Below are 18,874 nucleotides of genomic sequence, written 5' to 3'. Positions count from 1 at the left end.
GCGGATTCGCAACGCCCTCAGCTTTATCGAGACACTGTGTCTCTGTCAATCCATAGTGTCTGAACAGTGTCATCGCGTACACTGCGCAGGTGCCGAAGCTGTGGAATGAGACGATCGCCGAGCATCGCCGCACGGTCCGCGAGGCGACTTTGGAGACCACCGCGGCGCTGGTGGCCGAGCACGGGCTGGCGTCGGTGACGATGTCGCAGATCGCGAAGGAGACCGGCATCGGCCGGGCCACCCTGTACAAGTACTTCCCCGACGTCGAGTCGATCCTGGCCGCGTGGCACGAAGGCCACGTGAGCGCGCATCTCGAACACCTCACCCGCATCCGCGACCGGGCGGGCACCCCTGGTGAACGACTCGCAGCCGTCCTCCAGGCCTACGCCGACATCACCCACGAGCGCCCCCAGCACACCGAGATCGCGGCGGTGGTGCACCGGGGCGAGCACCTCGCCCACGCCGAGCAGCACCTGAACGCCCTCGTACGGGACCTCATCACCGACGCCGCGCAGGCCGGGGACATCCGCGATGACGTCGCTCCCGCAGAGCTCGCGTCCTACTGCCTGCACGCCCTGGGCGCCGCCGGCAGCCTGCCCTCCAAGGCTGCGGTGCACCGGCTGGTCGCGGTCACGCTGGCCGGCCTGAACCTCTCGCCGTCGACGCCCGATGCCGCCGGAGGCGATGACTGACGGGCTGCGTCAGACGCCAGATGCCAGACGTCGGGCATCAGACGTCAGATGGGAAACGTGACGCCCGTCAGTTCTTCGGAGCGGGCCCACAACTGTCGCTGGAGTTCGGCATCGTGGGACTGAGGGCTGGAGCGTACGGCTTCGGGGTGGCCCTTGCTCTGTTGGAAACCGCGCGGCCCGTAGTACTCGCCGCCGCTCACCTGTGGGTCGGTCGCCGCGCGGAGGATGGGTAGGGCGCCCATGGCGGGGGATTGCAGGAGTAGTGGGCGTACGGCTGCGAACGCGGTACGCGTGAGCCACGAGGAGTGGGACATCGCTGCCTTGGAGCCGGTGGTGTCGGCGCCGCCCGGGTGGGCCGCGACGGCGAGGGGGCCACCGTCCGGGAGTCTGCGCTGGAGTTCGTAGGTGAACAGCAGGTTGGCCAGCTTGGAGTGTCCGTAGGCGGCCGTCCTGTTGTAGGGGCGCTTGTGCCAGTCGAGGTCGTCGAGGTCGATGGGGCCGCCCATGCGGTGACCGGCGCTGCTGACGGTGACCACGCGCGAGGCGGGGGTGGGCGGCAAGAGGTCCCACAGCAGTGCAGTGAGAGCGAAGTGCCCGAGGTGGTTGGTGCCGAGGTGCAGCTCGAAGCCGTCGGCGGTGGTGCGATACGGGGCGTACATCACGCCCGCGTTGTTGATCAGCAGATCTACCTGTGGGTGAGTGTTGCGCAGTGACTTTGCGGCGGCGTGCACGGACGCGAGCGAACTCAGGTCGAGGTGCTGGACGAGGACCTGCGCCGTCGGTGCGGCGGTCCGCAGTTCATCGGCGGCCAGCTTGCCCTTGTCCAGGTCGCGTACCGCGAGGACCACGGTTGCGCCTCGCAGTGTGAGTGCCTTGGCCGTCTCGAATCCGATGCCGGTGTTGGCTCCCGTGATGACGGCGGTGCGGCCGCGCTGGTCGGGTATGTCGTCGGCGCTCCAGCGGGCCGTGCGCGTTCGGCTCATGACGTACTCCTCGCAAGTGAGTTCCGGGTGAGGGGGCGGGCGCCATGGTCACCTTGGTCATCATGGTTAAAGCCATTCACCTTGTGGTTAGTAGTGTTAACCTTGCGGGTGTGACAGTCAAACGGTCCCGCCCCTCGGGAACCCACCACGGAGACCTGCGCAACGCACTTGAGCAGGCCGCTCTCGCCCTCGTCGCCGAGAAGGGGGCGCATGGATTCACCCTCGCCGAGGCGTGTCGGCGCGCCGGGGTGAGCGTCGCGGCGCCGTACAAGCACTTCGCCGACCGCGACGCCCTACTGGTTTCGCTCGCACTGAAGGGCTACGAGAAACAGCGGCGCCGTTACCGCAGTGCGCTTGCCGCACACACCGAACCGGTCGAGCAGTTGGCCGCCTTCGCGGCCGCCTATGTGCGTTTCGCCATCGAGGAACGCGCCCTGTTCGCCATCACCTTCCTCGCCGGCCTCGACAAGATCCGGCACCCCGAACTCGCCGAGGCGGGAAGCCTCCTGCACGACGACCTGACACCCGTGACCGGCCAGATCACCGGAGATGCGGAGTCGGCGCTCGACCTGCTGGTCAAGGTGGCCGCGGCGGCACACGGCCTGGCCCTGTTCCACCAGCAGGACATGCTGCCCGGAGACCGCAGCTCCCCGGACTGGGCCGAAGACCAGGCAGCCCGCGCCGCCCGCGCCCTGGCCGCCCACTACACCCTGAGCTGATGCAGGAGAAGCCCATACACGGTGTACGCGTTGACCGATCCCGCCACCGGCAAGGTCAAGCGGATCTGAACAACCGGGTGAGTTGCGACGCCGGCCATCGGATGTGGCTTGGTTCACGCTCGGAGGCTTCGACTGATCGGACACTGTCCGCGATTGGGGCTGCCGTGGCCCGGGCGGTGACGTGGGTCAGGCGTCGAGGTGTAGCAACTTGCCGATCAGCGTGGAGAGTTGATGGCGTTCGCGGGGGGTGAGGGCCTTGAACGTGTCGTCGAGGAACTCGGGTACGCCCGCCTCGGCCCGGGCGAGGAGTTGGCGGCCCGAGTCCGTGATGGTGACGGCGTAGGCGCGGCGATCGCCCGCATCACGTTCGCGGCGTACGTGTCCCGCCCCCTCCAACCCGTCGCAGATGCCGACCATGACGCTGCGGTCGATGCGTAGTTGGTCGCTCAGGACGCGCTGCGAGCTGGGGCCGACCTCGGCGAGCATCTTGAGCACCAGATGCTGCCCGACACCGATCCCGGACTCGCTCGCCCGGGCCTCCGCGGCGCGGGCGACGACGGCCGAGGCGCGGCACAGCGCGATGTCGAGGCGCTCCGTAGCGAGCCTCGGAAAGTAGACGGCCTCAGGGCCCGCGGTCCTCGGTGACACGGCGGCCCACCTCCTCTGCCTGCTCTGTCTGTTCGGCTGTCTGCGGGGTGATCGCGCCGTCACCCTACCAAGAATCGTTGGGCCACAGATTGTTTGCGCGCCACTCACTTGCTTAATATGCTCCCCAATAATCTGCACCAAGATGATTATGAGGTCGCGCATGACCCTGAACCTCACCCCCGACGAGCTGCTGTCCACCACCCGTGCCGTGCGAAGGCGCCTCGACTTCGACCGCCCCGTTCCACGCCATCTGATCGAGGAGTGCGTGGACCTGGCCACCCAGGCGCCGACCGGCCGCAACCGCCAGCGCTGGCACTTCGTCGTCGTCACCGAGCCCGCTCAGCGCCGCGCCGTCGCCGACATCTTCCTGCGGGCACTCCCGCTGTCCAGCGGACAGCCCCTGACCGAGAACGACGTCTGGCGCATGAACTACCACGCGCGCTCCACCGAGAAGGTCTTCGACGGGCTGCGCCACCTCGCCGCGAACATCCACCGGGTGCCCGCGTTCGTCATCCCGGGACTGGAAGGGCGTACGGACGACGCCCCGGTGTCGGTGCAGGCCGGGGCCTGGGGGTCGATCCTGCCTGCCGTGTGGAGCTTCATGCTGGCGGCCCGGGCGCGTGGCCTGGGCACGACCTGGACGACTGCGCAGGGTCCGCTGGAGCGGGAGCTCGCCGAGGTCCTCGGCGTCCCGTACGACGATGTCATGCTCGCCGCGTTCATCCCGCTCGCCTACACGATCGGCACCGACTTCAGGCCGGCCCGACGCATCCCGCGCGAACACGTCCTGCACTGGGACAGGTGGAAGCAGCCGTCCACACAGGCCCAGCGGTAGTGTGGCCGTCAGGCCAGGAACTCGCTCACGGTCCTGGTGAACCAGTCGGCGTCCTCCTCGGCGACGAAGTGCCCGGTGGGTGCGACCACGCCGCGCACATCGTCCGCGTGCGGCTGGAGAGCCTGTGCGGTGGAGGTGCCGGACTGCGCGCTGCCGATGGCCAGAATGGGCATGGACAACTTCCGCTCCTTGAGCAGAGCGCGGTTCTCGCGTCCGTCCTCAAGCAGGGTGCGGTAGTGCTCGAATCCGCCGCGCAGCCGGTCCCGTCCGGTGTAGTCCTGCGCGTAGGCCGCGAGTTCGGCCTCACTGAAGGTGCCGGGGTTGGACATGGCGGTGAACGTGGCGGTGACGAACTCGAGTTCATGCCCGTCGAAGAGCATCTCGGGCACGTGCGGAGCCATGAAGAAGCCGAAGTGCCACATGCCGCCCTCGGCGACGTTCATCGCCTCTTCAAGGCCGATGCCGGGCAACAGGGCATCGACGAGGACCAGTTGGGAGATGTCTTCGGGATGGGCGGCGGCCCAGGCAAAGGCGACCATCGCGCCGATGTCGTGGCCCGCCACCGCCACGGGGCCGTCCAGGCCCAGGGCTTTCAGGACCTCGCGCATGTCGCGTGCCTGGTTGGTCTTGGCGTAACCGTCAGCGGGCCGGTCGCTGGAGCCGGTGCCCCGCAAGTCCGGCACGACGACCGTGTGCGTCCGGGCGAGGGAGGGCATCACACGGGCCCAGGCGCGGGAGGTCTGTGGCCAGCCGTGCAGCAGGACCAGGATGGATCCGCTGCCGCCGACGGCCACTGAGAGGTGCGTGTCGTTGGCGGCGATCCGCTGGACGCGAAAGCCGTCGGGAAGCCAGTCGGCTGTGCTCACGGGGGCCTCTTTGAAGAAGGGTGGGGATACGTCAATGAGTACTTCACTATGCCTCCAAGATGTTCTGTTGACAAGAACATATTTCACGGCGGACGAAGAGGCGAGGCCCGGTGTCAGACCACTTCCAGCAGGGCGTCCGTGAACTGCTCGGTCATAGCGGTGCCCCCCAGGTCGGGGGTGCGCACCGGCGTCTTCGCGAGCAGTGCGGCGATGGCGTCCGTGATCTCGTTGGCGGCTTCCGGGTGGCCTAGGTGGTCGAGCATCATGGCGGCGGACCAGATGGCGCCGAGGGGGTTGGCGATGCCGCGGCCAGCGATGTCGGGGGCGGAACCGTGGACCGGCTCGAACATGGAGGGGAAGTCGCGTTCGGGGTTGAGGTTCGCCGCGGGCGCGATGCCGATGCTGCCGGCGACGGCCGCCGCGAGGTCACTGAGGATGTCACCGAAGAGGTTCGAGGCCACGACGACGTCGAAACGAGCCGGATCCAGTACGAACTTGGCGGCGAGGGCGTCGATGTGCTCCTGATTCCACGTCACATCAGCATGCCGAGCGGCCCGCTCGGCGACCAGCTCGTCCCAGAACGGCATGGTGTGCACGATGCCGTTGGACTTGGTCGCCGAGGTGAGGCGATGCCCGCGCCGCCCGGCCAGATCGAAGGCGTAGTCCAGGATCCGAGTGACCCCCTTGCGGGTGAACACGGCCTCCTGAACGGCCAGTTCCTCCGGCAGGCCACGCGCCAGGCGCCCCCCGATCTCGCCGTATTCGCCTTCGACGTTCTCGCGGACGACGACGAAGTCGACCTCGCCGGGCCGGGCGTCGCGCAGCGGGCTGGGCACGCCCTCGAACACGCGGATGGGCCGCAGGTTGACGTACTGCTGGAAACCGCGCCGGATGGGAATGAGCAGCCCCCACAGCGACACATGGTCGGGGACCCCGGGGTAACCGACCGCGCCGAGCAGGATCGCGTCGTACCCGCGCAGCTGCTCCAGACCGTCCTCGGGCATCATCGCGCCCTCATGGACGTAGCGCTCGCAGGACCAGTCGAAGGACTGGTAGGTGAAGCGGATGCCGTGCCGGCCGGCGACGGAGTCCAGAACGCGGCGGGCGGCGGGGAGCACTTCGGTGCCGATGCCGTCACCGGGGATCAGGGCGATGCGGTGGTGGGTCATGTCCCGGATTCCAGCAACCGCGCACCGGCCGCGTCCAAGACGCGCTGTCGATGTGCCTTATAGGGGTGCCTTATGCAGGTGCCTTGCAGGGAACGGTTATGCAGAGGGGCCGGACGACTGTGGCACGGCACTGTCCAGGAAGGCCTGCGCCGCGGGGGTCAGTGCCGCGCGCCGGCTGACCAGGGCGATGTGCAGGGAGACGCGTGGTTCGAGATCCAGGACCAGCACACCGGACCGCTCCGCCCACCCGCGCCAGGCATCGGTGACCACCGCCAACCCCGCCCCACCGAGTACCAGCGGCAGAACGGACACGCGGTGCTCGGTCTCGACCGCGACGGTCAGCGCGACACCCTGCGCCTGGAGATCGTCGACGTACTTGCGGATGCCGGTGCCCTTCTGCCCCGCGATCAGGCGCCGGCCCGCCAGTTGGTCGGGTCGCACGGGCGCGCCGGGCGGGAAAGGCCCGTGCGGGGGTGACAGCAGCACGAACCGCTGCGCGGGCAGGGGGTAGACGCGTACGTCAGCGTTGCTGATCTCCAACGGCGAGGCGAGCAGACCCAGTTCAGCCGCGCCGGTGCGCACCAACTCCGTGACGTCGCGGGGCGTGAAAGCCGCCTGCACGCTCACCGACACCTCGGGATGCGTCTGGGTGAACCCGCGGATCATCTCAGTGAGCGGCTCGATGGCTTGCGACGGCATGGCCGCGATGTCCACCTGGCCACCGCGCAGCCCATGAACGGACTCGACGCTGGCCCGTGCCAGTTGCAGGCTGCGTACTGCCTCGCGGGCCGGTTCGATCAGTGCGGTGCCCGCGTCGGTGAGTACCGCGCGGCGGCCGATCCGGTGGAAGAGATCACTGCCCAGGTCCCGCTCCAGAGTGCGGATGGCCTGGGACAGCGAGGGCTGGGACAAGTACAGTGCGGCGGCCGCGCGGTTGAAGCCGCCATGATCGACCACGGCCAGGAAGTACTCCAGCTGCCGGACGTCCACGGTCGCCTCCTGCGTGCTCCTTATAGGGTACGCCTATCGAAGTGGTCACCACCTGGTCTTGGACGCGGTGGGCAGGACGCTGCTGAGATCGCAGCATGAGTGACGTGCTGCTAGCAGACTTCGACCACCGCACCGTCAACTGCGACGGCGTCGAGATCAACACGCGCACCGCCGGGGACGGCCCGCCCGTGCTGCTCCTGCACGGCTACCCGCAGACGCACATGATCTGGCACCACGTCGCCCCCCGGCTCGCCACCACGCACACGGTGGTCCTCACCGACCTGCGCGGCTACGGCGACAGCGACAAGCCGCCTTCGGACTCCGAGCACGCCCCCTACGCCAAGCGGGCCATGGCGCGGGACCAACTGCTGGTGATGCGTGAGCTCGGCTTCGAGCGCTTCGCGGTGGTGGGTCACGATCGCGGCGGCCGGGTGGCACACCGGCTCGCACTCGACCATCCGCAGGCGGTCTCCGCGCTGGCCGTCCTCGACATCGTGCCCACTCGGTACGCCTTCCAGCACGCCGACGCCGACTTCGGACGGGGCTACTTCCACTGGTTCTTCCTCGCCGCGGGCAACGGCATCCCGGAGCATCTCATCGGCCAGGACCCCGAGTTCTGGATCAGGACCCGCATGGCAGCCCGCCACCAGGGCGGCACGCCGTTCAGCGAGGAGGCCCAGACCGAGTACGTCCGCTGCTTCTCCGACCCGGCGGCCATCCACGCCTCCTGCGAGGACTACCGGGCCGCCGCGACCATCGACCTCGTCCACGACGAGGAGGACGCCGCGGCCGGCCGACGCGTCACGGCGCCCCTACTGGCACTGTGGGGCGCGCGCAGTTTCGTCGGTCGCCACTACGACGTGGCGCAGGTATGGCGCGAGTACGCCGACGCTGTAGCCGGACAGGCGCTGCCCTGCGACCACTACGTCCCGGAGGAAGCGCCCACCCAAACCGTGCGGCATCTGCGGCAGTTCCTGTCGGAGCACGGCGCCTGACCCGTCAGTCACAGGCGCGCCCGAACCACCCGGTCTTGCCCAACTCCGGCCAGAAGCAAGGCTATTGCGGCGAAGCAAGCTTTCGAAGTCGCGGTTCCCCGATCATGCTCAACATGTCGGTGTGACGCGGGGACCAGCCCAGTTCGTCATGGCTGCGCGGAGCACTGCAACGACTTGAGGCACCCATGACCAGCGCGCCGAACGGCCCCCAGATACCGGCGGCTTCCTCTTCGCTGACGCTGCGCGTGGGGCATGACATGTCGTCGGCCACACACTGGGCGATCCACCGGTTCGGAACCTCTCCGGCCACGGCGTGGTACAGCCCGCCCGGCGCGCCCTCGGCGAGCGCCAGGCTGAACAGCCGTACCACATCGTCGATATGGACATGGCCGTACGTGTTCAGGCCTTCGCCCACATAACAGGCGGCGCCGGCGACGGCCACGGACTGATACGTCATCGGCACATGCCCATGGTCACCGGGGCCCCAGATCAGACCCGGACGGATGACCATGGCGCGTATACCGTACGAGGCCGCGAAGAGCACCGTGTCCTCAGCTGCCTTGCGGGCCGCGGCGAGCGGCTCGACCTCGAAGCTGTCGAACTCCGTGAACCTGTCGGGGCTCCAGGCACCGCCGGTGCGCTGCAGGAAGACACCGGTGCCGGAGAGGAACACGAGGTCCTTGCCGCTTCCGGCCAGTGCCTGGACCAGACCGTCCACCGCCTTGGTTTCCTCGAAAGGCTCGGGCTGAGCCGCGTAGATCACGCTGTCGGCGCGCTGTGCGGCCTCGATCGTCTCCCTGAGCCTCGCGTTCAGATCCCCGGGAACGGGGGCGATTCCTCGTGCCTCAAGTGCGGTGCCCGCGGCCGGGGTTCGGGCCAGGCCCGTGATGTGGTGACCCTGGCGCCGCAGGTGCTCCGCCAGGGCGCCGCCGACGAATCCGGTGGCGCCGATGATGAAGATGTTCATGGATGCCTCAGCTGGGCAGCGGGCTGAGCTCGCCTCCGTCGGCGAAGATGACGGCGCCGTTGATGTAGCGGCTCGCCGGGCTCGCGAGGAACGCGACGATGTCGGCAACCTCCTCGGGGTCTCCTGCACGGCCCCGCGCGTTGGTTTGGTCGATGATCGCGATGTGCTCACCGAAGACGGCGGCGGTTCCCTCCGTCTTCACCGGACCGGGGGAGACGGCGTTGGCCCGCACCCCCTTGCCGCCGAACTCGGTGGCCCAGTAGCGCGTGAGCAGTTCGACAGCGGCTTTGGAGGCTCCGTAGGCGCCTCCCATCGGAGCGGTCACCCGCGCGGAGCTGGAACCGACCGTGATGACCGTGCCGTGCCCACGCGCGACCATGGCCGGGACGAGGGCGCCGACCAGGAGGAACGGGGCACGGGTGTTGACCGCCATGTGCTGATCGAAACTGGCGGCGTCGGTCTGGGGCGTAGGCGCGAAGTCGTACAGCCCCGCGCTGTTCACCAGGATGTCGACATCCCCCGCCTCGGCCGCCAGCCGCAGCGTGTCCTCCGCATCCACCAGATCCGCGGCGACGAATCGGGCGCTGCCTCCCTTGAGCGTGATCTCCTCCACGGCCGCATCGCCCCGCGCCCGGTCCCGACCGTGCAGAACGATCTGCGCTCCCTGCCCGGCCAGACGCCGCGCGATCGCACGCCCGATTCCTGAGGTCGCCCCTGTGACCAGGGCGGTGCTGCCCTGCAGTTCGACGCTGGCACTCATCACGGTCTCGCTTTCTCCGATGAACGATGAAGGCATAGGGCACGGGTGGTCCGTCGGACGCAGGGGTGGCCTGTCGGCACGCACTGCGACGCCCGCCAGAAATAGTATGTGCGACAGATTAGTTGTCCGCAAGATGATCTGCTCAAGCTCGCGTTGAGTGAAGCTGGCTGTGCCATCAAGGCGGGGAGCGTGGTGGAAGCAATGCGCATGGGAGGTCGGGCGGCCGTCCCCCCGAGCACGAAGCGTGGAACCGGGAACACCTCGTCGTCGACGCAGCGGGGCAAGGCTGGCACCAGTCACTTGCCCTGCTTCTTCGTCGACTTGATCACGCCCGGCGGCTGCACACGATCTCAGTGCTTGTCGGGCGCCGAACGGAACTGGGTAGCCCCAGGAAGCCGTCCGCTACTGCAGCACCGCGCGGAAGGTGCGCTCGCCGATGCCGTGCATCAGTGGGTTGTCCGCCGAGTGCGACAGGAAGACCAGGGACAGGGCAAGCGCCCATCCGCGGGCTCGCACCCACGTCGCGTCGTCCGCGCGGCCGTACGCCTGTCGAAGGGCAGCACGCTGCTCCGCGGTGAACAGCATCCAGGCCACGGACAGGTCGGTGGCGGGATCGCCGGAGGTGATGTCGCCGAAGTCGATCACAGCACTGATACGGCCGTGGTCGACCAGGAGGTTGGCCGGGTGCAGGTCCCCGTGCAGCCACAGCGGGGGCCCGCTCCAGACGGGTGCCGCGAGGGCCCTTTCCCAGATCTGCAGCGCGAAGGCGCGATCATCCGGGTCAACATGTGCCAGCCTGGTCACGACGCCCTCGGCGCGTTCGGCCAGAGGCACTCCGCGAGCCGGGTTGGCGGGCGCGGCCGACGGGGCTGGTGCGTGCAGCGCGTCAAGGAAACCGCCGAGCGTCGCCGCGGCCGAGCAAGGGTCGTCGAGCTCTGATCGCGCCGCGATCCGGCCCGGGAAGAAGGGCACGACGCTCCAGGACCACGGGTACTGGTCCGTCGGCTGCCCCACACGTACCGGTGCCGGTACGGGCAACGGCAGGCGGTCGGCCAACTCCGGCAACCACCGCTGCTCGTGCGCGACGAGAGCGGCGGCCACAGCACGCCGCGGCAACCGGACCAGGAACTCCTCGCCGAGCCGACACACAAGGTTGTCCCAGCCGTTGGCCAGCTCCTCGACCGGCAAGTCCGCAAGATCGGGGTGCTGTTCGTCGAGTAGACGGCGCACCAGGTCGACAGAGACGGAAACCTCCGCAGCAGGCATTCGGTGATCTGTCACAGCGCGAACTCTACGGCGGTGGCTCGGCCCATGGTTTCGCAAGTTACGAGTTCAGCAGTCCTCGTCGGTGAGCAGCGCCTCGCGCTGTGCGGCGTGGGCAACACGTGCCAGGAGGCGGCGCAGTTGGTCGGCGTCGTCGTCGCCGAGGGCGGAGAGCAGGCGTCCCTCCGCGACCTCGAGGGCTTCACGGGCGCGCTGCAGACGGGCGCGCCCCTCGTCGGTGATGACGACCTGCCGGGCCCGTCGGTCGCGGGGGTCCGGTCGGCGTGTGATGAGCCCGTCGGATTCGAGGTCGTCGAGCAGGTACGTCATGACGGTGCGGTCGAGGTGCACCTGCTGGGCGAGGGCGAGCTGGGAGGGAGTCTCGCCCGAGGCGAGGGCGACCAGGACCAGGTAACCGCGAGGCCCTCCGGGCAGGTCTTCGACAGCGGCGGTGGCCACTCGGCGGAAGGCCGCGGAGACCATGCGGATGCTCCAGCCCAGGTCGGAATCGAGCCCGTCGAGGGCGGTGGCCGGCTCTGAGCGGGCGGCGGAGGAGCGAGAAGTGGTCACGGTCGCCATTGTCGCACGATGCCGTGCGGGCCAGATATTCTTTCGAGCAGAACATTCCTCCGTAGCAATCCTCCATGACGACGCGCTCGTGTTCCCGGCAGGCGGCGCGGAAGACGCGCTTGCGCTCATGACGATGTCGAGCTTCGCCTCGACCGGCGACGTGGTCTTTATGGCATGCCCCATCGCAGCGCCGAGGGGCCCGGCGATATGACATGGCCGCCGCCGGGCGCCTCGGAGGTGTTCTAGCGGCCGGAGGTGTCGGCGTACGCGGCGGTCGCCTGGATCTCGACGAGGAGTTCGGGGCTGGCGAGGCCGCTGACGCCGATGATCGTCCAGGCCGGGTAGGGGGCCTGGACGAGGCGCTGCTTGGCCGCGAGGAAGCCGGCCATGTTCTCGCGGATGTCGACGTGGTAGCTCGTCACGTCCACCAGATCGGCGAGGCCGAGGTTCTCCAGCCGGAGGATCTCCTCCAGGCGCCGGATGGCGAGTTCGGTCTGCTCCTCGGCGGTCTTGCCGGGGACGCCGTCGGGACGGCGGCCGATCTGCCCCGAGATGAACAGGTGCCCGTGCGAGCGGACCGCGGCGGCGTGGCCGAAGCGAGCGAAGGCGCTGGTGGTTTCTCCGAAGGCCGGTGAGCCGTCGGGGACTTCTACGTGATGGATGGCCATGGGGTGAGTCCTCATCTGTAACTGTGGTGTCCCGCTCAGGACCGGTCAGTTGGGTCATCGGGACAGGTCAGTTGGGTCATCGGGACAGGTCAGTTGGGTCATCGGGACCGGTCAGTTGGGTCAGTCGTCCCACCGGGAGGAGCCGCAGTCGTGCTCCAGCCGGGTCCGGCCGTAGGTCTGGCGTTCACGCAGCAGTTCACCGGGGAGGGTGTAACGCGGGCCGTTCTTGGGGCTCTTGGCGGCATGCGCGACGATCGCGTCGGTGAGGGAGCGGACCATGTCCAGGCGTGGGTAGGCGGCGTGGACGGTGTCGGCCTGTTCGTCGCTGAGGGCGTCGGCGTAGGCGTTGCCGATCGGGCCGCCGAAGTCCAGCGCGACACCTTCGCGGACGAGCAGGCACAACGGACCGCGGCGCTCCGCGATGCCTGAGGAGGTGTGCAGGGCGATGGCCTGCCAGACCTCGTCGGCATCCGCCGCGGACCGTCCGTGTCCGACGAGGAACGCCGCGGCCCGGTCGGCGCCCTCGACCTCGAATCGCTGAATGTGCGGGCCGTCCGACGCCACGCCGATGTCGTGCATCGCGCACGCCGTGAACAGCAGCTCGTCGTCGTAGTCGTGGCCTGCGGCCAGTTCGCGCCGCGCGGCCACGAGGCGGGCGAACAGGTAGGTGCGGATGCTGTGGTTGAACACCGAGAGGGACACCACCGGCTTGAGGAGCTGGATGGCGGCATCGGTGAGCGGTGTGTCCGGCAGGGTGATCAGGTCGGTGGCAACCTCGGGGTGCAGTTCGCTGTCGGGGTCCAGGGGGTCGGGTGTCGGTCCGTTCATGCCTACCAGGTTGGCACGCACGCCTCTGACCTGGAGAGAGGCAACATTGCCCACTGTCGTTAGAATATTGCCATGTCTGCTACGTCCGTCACGCCTGTCCACCCGCCACACCGGGTCGCGATCCTCGCTCTGGACGGTGTGACGCCGCTCGACCTGTCGATCCCCGCGCAGATCTTCAGCCCCCGCGCGGAGACCCCGTACCGCACCACGGTGTGCGGGCTCGGTGACACGGTGGTGACCACCGGCGGCTTCTCCGTGACGACCGGGGGCGGCCTGGACGACGTGCGCACCGCGGACACCGTGATCGTCCCGGGATACGAGCCGGGAGGCGAACTGCTGGCGAAGCCGTCGGACGAGGTCCTCGACGCGCTGGTCCAGGCGCATGAGCGGGGCGGGCGGGTGGTGTCGATCTGTACGGGCGCCTTCGTACTGGCCGCGGCGGGCATCCTGGACGGGCTGCACGCCACGACGCACTGGCTGCACAGCGACGAGCTGGAACGGAACTTCCCGTCCATCACGGTCGAGCGCGATGTGCTCTACGTCGACGAGAGGGACGTTCTCACATCGGCCGGAGTGTGCTGCGGCATCGATCTGTGCCTGCACCTCGTACGACGCGACCTGGGGGCTGCCGTGGCCAACCGGATCGCCCGTGGCCTGGTGGCGGCGCCGCACCGCGACGGCGGGCAGGCCCAGTACATCCCGGCGCCGGTCACCGTGGCGGGGGAGGCGTCCCTCTCCGAGACCCGGGACTGGGCCCTGCACCACCTCGACGAGCCGCTCACCCTGCGCACGCTCGCCCGGCACGCGAGAGTGTCACCCCGCACCTTCATGCGCAGGTTCGCCACGGAAACAGGCACCACGCCTCTGCAGTGGCTGCTGAGCGCCCGCATCAGCAAGGCACGCGAACTGCTGGAGACGACGGACCAGTCGGTGGAACAGGTGGCCCGAGCCTGTGGCCTCGGCACGGCAGCCAACCTGCGTCTGCACTTCCGACGGAGCCTCAACACCACGCCCACCGCTTACCGGCGGACCTTCACTCGCTGACGTCAGAGAGTGAGGACGAGCTTGCCCTGAAGGTGCCCCTCTTCCAGTGCGCGATGTGCGTCGGCCACGCGCTCGAAGGGAAACGTCTCCTGCACATGAACCCGCAGCTCGCCCCTTTCGACGAGGTCCACGAGGCCGCGCAGCGCGACAGGGTCGGGGTCGACCGCGATGCCGCTGAAACGCATGCCGGCCGACTCGTACTTGGCGGCGAGCGCCAGGTCCTCCTCGGCGACCGCCGTCACCAGATGACCGCCGGGGCGCAGTACGCCGAGGGACCGCTCCACGGCGTCCCCGCCGATCGTGTCGAGCACGAGGTCGATGCCACCGACGGTCTCGGCGAAGTCGACCGACGTGTAGTCGATCACCTCGTCGGCGCCGAGACCCTCGACGAACTCCCGCTTGCTGCCACCGGCCGTCGTGATCACATACGCGCCGAACGCCTTCGCGATCTGGATCGCGACATGGCCGACCCCGCCGCCACCGCCGTGCACAAGGACGCGCTCGCCCTCGGTCACCCCGCCAAGGTCGACCAGGCCCTGCCAGGCCGTGAGCCCCACGATCGGCAGCGCCGACGCCTCGATGTGCGTGAGAGACGCGGGCTTGCGCACCAGGTGCAGGGCGGGCGACGCGACGAATTCGGCGTACCCCTTCGCCGCCTGCGGGAACAGGGGCATCCCGAACACCTCGTCGCCGGGACGGAACCGCCACGTCCGCGGCGCGTCCTCGACGACGCCGCTGATGTCCCAGCCGAGGATGAACGGCGGTTCGCCGAGCAACGGGAACTCGCCTTGGCGCAGCCGCGCCTCCAGCGGGTTCAGCCCGATCGCCTTGACGCGAACGAGCACCTCGGCCGGGAAGGGACGGGGCGCGGGCGCGTCCTCGATGGTGAGCACCTCGGGACCGCCGAGCGTGTGCTGAGTGATGACTCGCATGACTCTCCTGGTTGTGAAACGGGGGAGAGCACCCAAGCTAGATATTCGATAGGAACCGGCAGGTACCTGTGACGAGGTGACGGGACGGCGCGGGTACCGTGGGGGCATGAGCGTGATCCGTCCCGGTGAGTTCCTCGCCGACTGCCCGGCCCGTCTGACGGTCGAGCTCATCGCCGACAAGTGGACGGCGGTGGTCCTCTACGGCCTCAGCGAGGGCCCGGTGCGCCACGGCGATCTGGTCGAGATGATCGGCGGCATCTCCCGCAAGATGCTCACCCAGACCCTCCGACGCCTCGAGTCCCACGGCCTCATCCGCCGCCATGTTTACGCCGAGGCACCACCCCGGGTCGAGTACGAGCTGACCGCGCTCGGAGCGACCCTGCTCGACCCGATCCACCAGCTCACGGAGTGGGCAAGGGTGAACGGCGAAGCGGTGCTCGACGCGCTGGACGCCGCCGCCCCGGAGCCGGTCAGCAACGGCGACTGAGGACCGACCGGCGGGCGGCGCATGCAGCCGCCCGCTACGGCGCGTCAGCGCAGCTGCCCCAGGCGCGACAGCCGGCGTCGGTTCTGGGGCATCGAGTTGCGGACGTGCTCCGGGGGCAACTCTGCCGCCAGCCGGGCCAGTTCCTCGAAGATCGACATGTAGTTGCCACCGCCGCCTTCGCCGCGCAGCTCCCGTTCCCGCTCCACGAAGGGCTGTACGGCCTGCCAGACGGAGACGATCCGGGTGCGTAGGACGGTGACCATGAGGGTTTCGTCGAGCAGTCCGAAGACGGCCAGGTTGGCGAAGGACTGGTAGTAGTAGACGACGCTGTAGAAGGCCGCTCTGGCCTCGGCCGGTAACCCGCGTACTCCCACCTGCGGGGCGTGTTCCGCTCCCAGGCGCGTGCACACGTAGTCGTGCTGTTCGTGAAACTCGACGGATCTGAACTCCTGCAGCAGATCGACCATTACGGATATGTGGTTGGCGTGCCGCGCGATGCGCGCCTGCCGCGCGCTGAAGACGATGGAAGTCACCACTGCGACGACGGCGATGCCCGTGGTCGCGACGTTGAAGACGACAGAACTGTCCATCCGGTCACCGTACGGAGCCTGCACCTTGAGTGCATGCACATGCACCACGGCGCCCGGAGCGGGTGCCAGGTCGGAGAACAGCCGCCTGCGCCGGACGCGGGATCTCGCCCCCCTGCCGAAGCGCGTGCCGCGCAGGAGGGCTGCCCGTCAGCGAGCGGACTCAGGAGCCGCCGCGCTCGCGGGGGATCTTCTGCCCGGCCTCGATCGCCACCGGCAGCCGGTTCTCGGCCGGGGGCAGCGGGCAGGTGGCCAGGTCCGTGTAGGCGCACGGCAGGTTGGTGGCGCGGTTGAAGTCCAGGACGACCGTGCCGTCGGCGGCGGGCGGTTCGAGGGACAGGGACCGGTTGGCGGCGTACGTGGTGACCCCCGAGGTCGCGTCGGTGAACAGCACCATCAGCCGGCCCGCACCATGCCCGGGGAACGCGGTCAGCGACAGCGAGCGCCCGTCCAGCTCGAACTCGACCCTGCCCGGGGCGTCGTAGACGTGCTCCAGGCCCTCGACCGCGGCGCCAACCGTGGTCGGCCGCGGCGTGTCGAAGGGGACGTAGCGGCCGGTCACGGTCCAGCGTGGGTCGGGGGCGTAGGCGGGCGTTCCGGTGAAGGCGGTGCGCAGCGGGGCGTCCGGGTGCCGGGGGCGCACGATGTCCTGGCCGCCGCGCTTGGCGACCTCGATGACGGCGTCGCCCCAGACGGCGTCGACGCCGCCACGCTCGGGAAGCACGCCGAAGCGGTGCTCACCGCGTACCGGCGTCCCGTCGACGACCAGTTCCTCGCCCTCGTCCAGGTCCACGACCACGCCTTCGGGGCCTGTGCGCCACGTGCCCGGTGCGTCCGGGAAGCGCTGAAGTACTAGGGAAAGGCTAACGGTGGTCTGAGCGGGGCGTGAGGATGGTCGAGCCGACGCGTCAGCGCGCACTGCCGCACTTTCACGCTGCCTGGCCGGGCACCGCGTCGCCCTCGTTCCACGAAGGAAGACGCCATGACCACACCACTGAGGTGCAGCCACAGCCGCAGTAGCGTGAAGCCCGACGCGGGAGCCGGGCGGGCCGACTGGCTGCACATAGCGCGTGAGATGGCGGACGACCTGTCGACGGACGCGGCCGAGCGCGAACAGGCCGGTAAAACACCGCTTGACGAGGTCTCACGGCTGCGCTAGTCGGGGCTGCTGGCCCTGCTCGTACCGGCTGAGCAAGGGGGAGCGGGTGAGGACTGGCGTACGGCCTACGCGGTCGTCCGAACCGTCGCCGCGGCCGACGGTCCCATCGGCCATCTGCTGGGCCACCACTACTTCCTGTCCTTCAGCCCCCGCTTCTTCGCCGACCCCGCACGGGCCGACCAGATCGAACGCAAGTCGGCGCAGGGGCAGTGGTGTTGGGGAGGCGGTATCTCCTCACACGAACCGCCCCTCATCCTGACCCCCAAGGCGAACGGCTACCTGCTGAGCGGGTACCAGAGGTACGCCACCGGCGTCGGGATCGCCGACCGGTTGATGGTCCGAGCCGCGGTGTACGGCACCGGCGAACCGCTGGCCGTCCTCGTCGACCCCGCTCACCCGGGCGTCGAGAGCGGCAGCACCGGGGATACCTTAGGTCGGCGGCTGGCAGCCGGCGGAGCCGTGGAGTTCGACTCCGTGCCGATCATGAAGGACGACGTGTTCGGCTCCCTCTCACCGGACGAAGGCGCCCTGTCCCCCTTCGCCTCCCTTGCCGTGCCGACCGCGCGCCTGGTCTCCACCCAGTTCTGTCTCGGTGTCGCCGAGGGACTCCTGGCCGAGGTTCACGAACACGGAAGGGCCGCACGGGCGTCCCGGCAGCCCTTCTCGCCCCAGGCCTGGCCGGACAGTCCGTCGCAGGATCCGTACGCGCTGACCGTCTACGGCGAACTCACCGTCGTCGCACGTGGCGCGTCCGCCCTCGCCGACGAGGCGGTGGATGCCCTCTCGCGCGGCCTCGCGCAGGGCGAGGACCTCGACGACGAGGAGTGCGCGGAGATCGCCGTCCTCGCGAGCCTCGCCGAGGCCGCGGCCTCCCGGGCGGCGCGGGAGATCACCACCCGTGCCCTGGACGTCGTCGGAGCCGACGCCGCTGCCACCCGCCACGGCTTCGACCGCTTCTGGCGTGACACCCGAACCCACACCCTGTGCGAACCAACTGCCCACAGACTGCGCGAGATCGGAGACTACTTCCTCAACGGCGCGCACCCGCCCTTCACCCTGCCTGCCTGACGGCTCAGCTGGTGACGGGCGGATACGGCAAGGATGGAGCATCGCGACCAAGGCCGAGGCGATTGGCGCGGCGCAAGGGAGACGCCGAGCAGCGGGCGGGAGCTGCTCGCCAGGCGGCCTCCTGAAGCGGTCGAAGGATTCCGTCAGCCGACCGTGAAGCGCTGGTTCTGGGCGCCTCGGTTGCAGCGGGCAGTGCGGTAGTAGCCGTCGTCCTGCTGGTAGAGGCAGCGGCCCGTGCCGACGCTTTGGATCATGATGGCGCTGCGGGCGGCAGGTTGGACGGTGCGCCACTTCTGGTATGAGCCGCCGTTGCAGCGCAGGGGGTAGACGTCGCCTCGGTCATTGCTGTCGAGGCAGCGGCCCCAGACGGTGTTCTTGAAGGTGGTGTTGGTGTTGAGGCGGCCGTTCCAGTGCCACAGCAGGCTGCCGCGTCCGGAGGTGCAGCGGTCGCCCTTGAGGGTGGTCTCGTCGGCCTCGCGCAGGCAGTCGCCGTAGCGGTAGTTCGCGAAGCGGCTGGTGGTGGCCGCCGCCGAGGCGGGTGTGGGGGTGAGGAGGGGGAGGGTGAGGCCGGCTGCGGCGATGAGGGCGGCGAAGGCCTTCCGGCTCGGGCGGTGCACTCGGGGTCTCCTTGCAGTGGGTTTCAG

20 protein-coding genes and 2 pseudogenes are annotated in these 18,874 nt (G+C 69.2%); 7 read left to right on the top strand and 15 right to left on the bottom strand.

From position 1 onward, the window contains the following. Positions 1-89: 89 nt before the first annotated feature. Positions 90-692 carry a TetR/AcrR family transcriptional regulator gene (locus MQN93_RS35085; protein ID WP_242712697.1) on the top strand — a complete coding sequence of 201 codons (603 nt, stop codon included), beginning with the start codon at positions 90-92 and terminating at the stop codon, positions 690-692. A 44-nt stretch (positions 693-736) separates the two neighbouring features. Here the strand turns inward: MQN93_RS35085 and MQN93_RS35080 are convergent, their stop codons facing one another. Further along, positions 737-1,675 carry an oxidoreductase gene (locus tag MQN93_RS35080; protein WP_242712696.1) on the bottom strand — a complete coding sequence of 313 codons (939 nt, stop codon included), beginning with the start codon at positions 1,673-1,675 and terminating at the stop codon, positions 737-739. Between the two features lie 110 nt (positions 1,676-1,785). Between MQN93_RS35080 and MQN93_RS35075 the strand changes: the two genes are divergently transcribed. Continuing rightward, entirely contained in the window at positions 1,786-2,394 is a 609-nt protein-coding gene (locus MQN93_RS35075) for a TetR/AcrR family transcriptional regulator (RefSeq protein WP_242712695.1), read from the top strand. 186 nt (positions 2,395-2,580) lie between these two features. Here the strand turns inward: MQN93_RS35075 and MQN93_RS35070 are convergent, their stop codons facing one another. After that, the gene (locus MQN93_RS35070; RefSeq protein WP_016430116.1) at positions 2,581-3,042 is read right to left on the bottom strand and encodes a MarR family winged helix-turn-helix transcriptional regulator; all 462 of its coding nucleotides are present in this window, start codon (positions 3,040-3,042) and stop codon (positions 2,581-2,583) included. Between the two features lie 160 nt (positions 3,043-3,202). On the opposite strand from MQN93_RS35070, the gene MQN93_RS35065 reads away from it, so the two are divergent. Next, positions 3,203-3,877, top strand: a complete 675-nt coding sequence (locus MQN93_RS35065) for a nitroreductase family protein (protein ID WP_016430115.1) — start codon at positions 3,203-3,205, stop codon at positions 3,875-3,877. Between the two features lie 8 nt (positions 3,878-3,885). Here MQN93_RS35065 and MQN93_RS35060 read toward each other — a convergent pair whose 3' ends face one another. From MQN93_RS35060 to MQN93_RS35050, 3 genes are all read right to left on the bottom strand, one after another. Next, a complete protein-coding gene (locus MQN93_RS35060) occupies positions 3,886-4,743 on the bottom strand; it encodes an alpha/beta fold hydrolase (protein WP_242712694.1) in 858 nt (285 codons plus the stop codon). A 113-nt stretch (positions 4,744-4,856) separates the two neighbouring features. After that, positions 4,857-5,912: a tartrate dehydrogenase gene (locus MQN93_RS35055; protein WP_242712693.1), complete on the bottom strand. Its 1,056-nt coding sequence runs from the start codon at positions 5,910-5,912 to the stop codon at positions 4,857-4,859. A 96-nt stretch (positions 5,913-6,008) separates the two neighbouring features. Further along, positions 6,009-6,902 (bottom strand): LysR family transcriptional regulator, encoded by an 894-nt coding sequence (locus MQN93_RS35050; RefSeq protein ID WP_016430112.1) that lies wholly within the window; start codon positions 6,900-6,902, stop codon positions 6,009-6,011. Between the two features lie 95 nt (positions 6,903-6,997). On the opposite strand from MQN93_RS35050, the gene MQN93_RS35045 reads away from it, so the two are divergent. Next, on the top strand, positions 6,998-7,897 hold the full coding sequence (locus tag MQN93_RS35045) for an alpha/beta fold hydrolase (protein ID WP_016430111.1): 900 nt from the start codon (positions 6,998-7,000) through the stop codon (positions 7,895-7,897). Between the two features lie 61 nt (positions 7,898-7,958). On the opposite strand, the gene MQN93_RS35040 is transcribed toward MQN93_RS35045, so the two are convergent. From MQN93_RS35040 to MQN93_RS35015, 6 genes are all read right to left on the bottom strand, one after another. Next, positions 7,959-8,864 carry an NAD-dependent epimerase/dehydratase family protein gene (locus tag MQN93_RS35040; protein WP_242712692.1) on the bottom strand — a complete coding sequence of 302 codons (906 nt, stop codon included), beginning with the start codon at positions 8,862-8,864 and terminating at the stop codon, positions 7,959-7,961. A gap of 7 nt (positions 8,865-8,871) precedes the next feature. Continuing rightward, positions 8,872-9,624, bottom strand: coding sequence for an SDR family NAD(P)-dependent oxidoreductase (locus MQN93_RS35035; RefSeq protein WP_242712691.1), 753 nt, complete (start codon positions 9,622-9,624; stop codon positions 8,872-8,874). A gap of 402 nt (positions 9,625-10,026) precedes the next feature. Continuing rightward, a complete protein-coding gene (locus tag MQN93_RS35030) occupies positions 10,027-10,905 on the bottom strand; it encodes an aminoglycoside phosphotransferase family protein (RefSeq protein ID WP_242712690.1) in 879 nt (292 codons plus the stop codon). 51 nt (positions 10,906-10,956) lie between these two features. Continuing rightward, positions 10,957-11,466 carry a MarR family winged helix-turn-helix transcriptional regulator gene (locus tag MQN93_RS35025; RefSeq protein WP_242712689.1) on the bottom strand — a complete coding sequence of 170 codons (510 nt, stop codon included), beginning with the start codon at positions 11,464-11,466 and terminating at the stop codon, positions 10,957-10,959. Between the two features lie 233 nt (positions 11,467-11,699). Then, positions 11,700-12,125, bottom strand: coding sequence for a RidA family protein (locus tag MQN93_RS35020; RefSeq protein WP_242712688.1), 426 nt, complete (start codon positions 12,123-12,125; stop codon positions 11,700-11,702). Positions 12,126-12,245: 120 nt separating this feature from the next. Continuing rightward, positions 12,246-12,953, bottom strand: coding sequence for an HD domain-containing protein (locus MQN93_RS35015; protein ID WP_242712687.1), 708 nt, complete (start codon positions 12,951-12,953; stop codon positions 12,246-12,248). 72 nt (positions 12,954-13,025) lie between these two features. Here MQN93_RS35015 and MQN93_RS35010 point away from each other — a divergent pair, with 72 nt between their 5' ends. Continuing rightward, positions 13,026-13,997, top strand: a complete 972-nt coding sequence (locus MQN93_RS35010) for a GlxA family transcriptional regulator (RefSeq protein ID WP_242712686.1) — start codon at positions 13,026-13,028, stop codon at positions 13,995-13,997. A 2-nt stretch (positions 13,998-13,999) separates the two neighbouring features. Here MQN93_RS35010 and MQN93_RS35005 read toward each other — a convergent pair whose 3' ends face one another. Next, complete coding sequence (locus MQN93_RS35005; RefSeq protein WP_242712685.1) at positions 14,000-14,929, bottom strand: NADP-dependent oxidoreductase; 930 nt, start codon at positions 14,927-14,929, stop codon at positions 14,000-14,002. A 106-nt stretch (positions 14,930-15,035) separates the two neighbouring features. On the opposite strand from MQN93_RS35005, the gene MQN93_RS35000 reads away from it, so the two are divergent. Further along, a complete protein-coding gene (locus MQN93_RS35000) occupies positions 15,036-15,416 on the top strand; it encodes a winged helix-turn-helix transcriptional regulator (protein ID WP_242712684.1) in 381 nt (126 codons plus the stop codon). 44 nt (positions 15,417-15,460) lie between these two features. Here MQN93_RS35000 and MQN93_RS34995 read toward each other — a convergent pair whose 3' ends face one another. Then, a complete protein-coding gene (locus MQN93_RS34995; protein WP_242712683.1) occupies positions 15,461-16,006 on the bottom strand; it encodes a DUF4760 domain-containing protein in 546 nt (181 codons plus the stop codon). A 160-nt stretch (positions 16,007-16,166) separates the two neighbouring features. Then, positions 16,167-16,850, bottom strand: a pseudogene (locus tag MQN93_RS34990) (DUF1684 domain-containing protein); the annotation flags it as partial. A 135-nt stretch (positions 16,851-16,985) separates the two neighbouring features. Here MQN93_RS34990 and MQN93_RS34985 point away from each other — a divergent pair. Beyond that, positions 16,986-18,230, top strand: a pseudogene (locus MQN93_RS34985) (acyl-CoA dehydrogenase family protein). A gap of 143 nt (positions 18,231-18,373) precedes the next feature. Here the strand turns inward: MQN93_RS34985 and MQN93_RS34980 are convergent. Then, positions 18,374-18,847, bottom strand: a complete 474-nt coding sequence (locus MQN93_RS34980; protein WP_242712682.1) for an RICIN domain-containing protein — start codon at positions 18,845-18,847, stop codon at positions 18,374-18,376. Positions 18,848-18,874: the final 27 nt, after the last annotated feature.

The sequence above is a fragment of the Streptomyces spinosisporus genome (assembly GCF_022698145.1).
GTDB lineage: Bacteria > Actinomycetota > Actinomycetes > Streptomycetales > Streptomycetaceae > Streptomyces > Streptomyces spinosisporus.
Note: the sequence above shows the minus strand (reverse complement) of the source record. Positions and strands in the feature narration are given on the sequence as shown.

What these genes read in the sequence shown, in the direction of transcription:
- MQN93_RS35065 (WP_016430115.1), top strand. Translation starts at nt 3,203, where the DNA reads ATGACCCTGAACCTCACCCCCGACGAGCTGCTGTCCACCACCCGTGCC.
- MQN93_RS35000 (WP_242712684.1), top strand. Translation starts at nt 15,036, where the DNA reads ATGAGCGTGATCCGTCCCGGTGAGTTCCTCGCCGACTGCCCGGCCCGT.
- MQN93_RS35055 (WP_242712693.1), bottom strand. Translation starts at nt 5,912, where the DNA reads ATGACCCACCACCGCATCGCCCTGATCCCCGGTGACGGCATCGGCACC.
- MQN93_RS35080 (WP_242712696.1), bottom strand. Translation starts at nt 1,675, where the DNA reads ATGAGCCGAACGCGCACGGCCCGCTGGAGCGCCGACGACATACCCGAC.
- MQN93_RS35005 (WP_242712685.1), bottom strand. Translation starts at nt 14,929, where the DNA reads ATGCGAGTCATCACTCAGCACACGCTCGGCGGTCCCGAGGTGCTCACC.
- MQN93_RS35020 (WP_242712688.1), bottom strand. Translation starts at nt 12,125, where the DNA reads ATGGCCATCCATCACGTAGAAGTCCCCGACGGCTCACCGGCCTTCGGA.
- MQN93_RS35015 (WP_242712687.1), bottom strand. Translation starts at nt 12,953, where the DNA reads ATGAACGGACCGACACCCGACCCCCTGGACCCCGACAGCGAACTGCAC.
- MQN93_RS35035 (WP_242712691.1), bottom strand. Translation starts at nt 9,624, where the DNA reads ATGAGTGCCAGCGTCGAACTGCAGGGCAGCACCGCCCTGGTCACAGGG.
- MQN93_RS35025 (WP_242712689.1), bottom strand. Translation starts at nt 11,466, where the DNA reads ATGGCGACCGTGACCACTTCTCGCTCCTCCGCCGCCCGCTCAGAGCCG.
- MQN93_RS35040 (WP_242712692.1), bottom strand. Translation starts at nt 8,864, where the DNA reads ATGAACATCTTCATCATCGGCGCCACCGGATTCGTCGGCGGCGCCCTG.
- MQN93_RS34995 (WP_242712683.1), bottom strand. Translation starts at nt 16,006, where the DNA reads ATGGACAGTTCTGTCGTCTTCAACGTCGCGACCACGGGCATCGCCGTC.
- MQN93_RS35010 (WP_242712686.1), top strand. Translation starts at nt 13,026, where the DNA reads ATGTCTGCTACGTCCGTCACGCCTGTCCACCCGCCACACCGGGTCGCG.
- MQN93_RS35045 (WP_016430111.1), top strand. Translation starts at nt 6,998, where the DNA reads ATGAGTGACGTGCTGCTAGCAGACTTCGACCACCGCACCGTCAACTGC.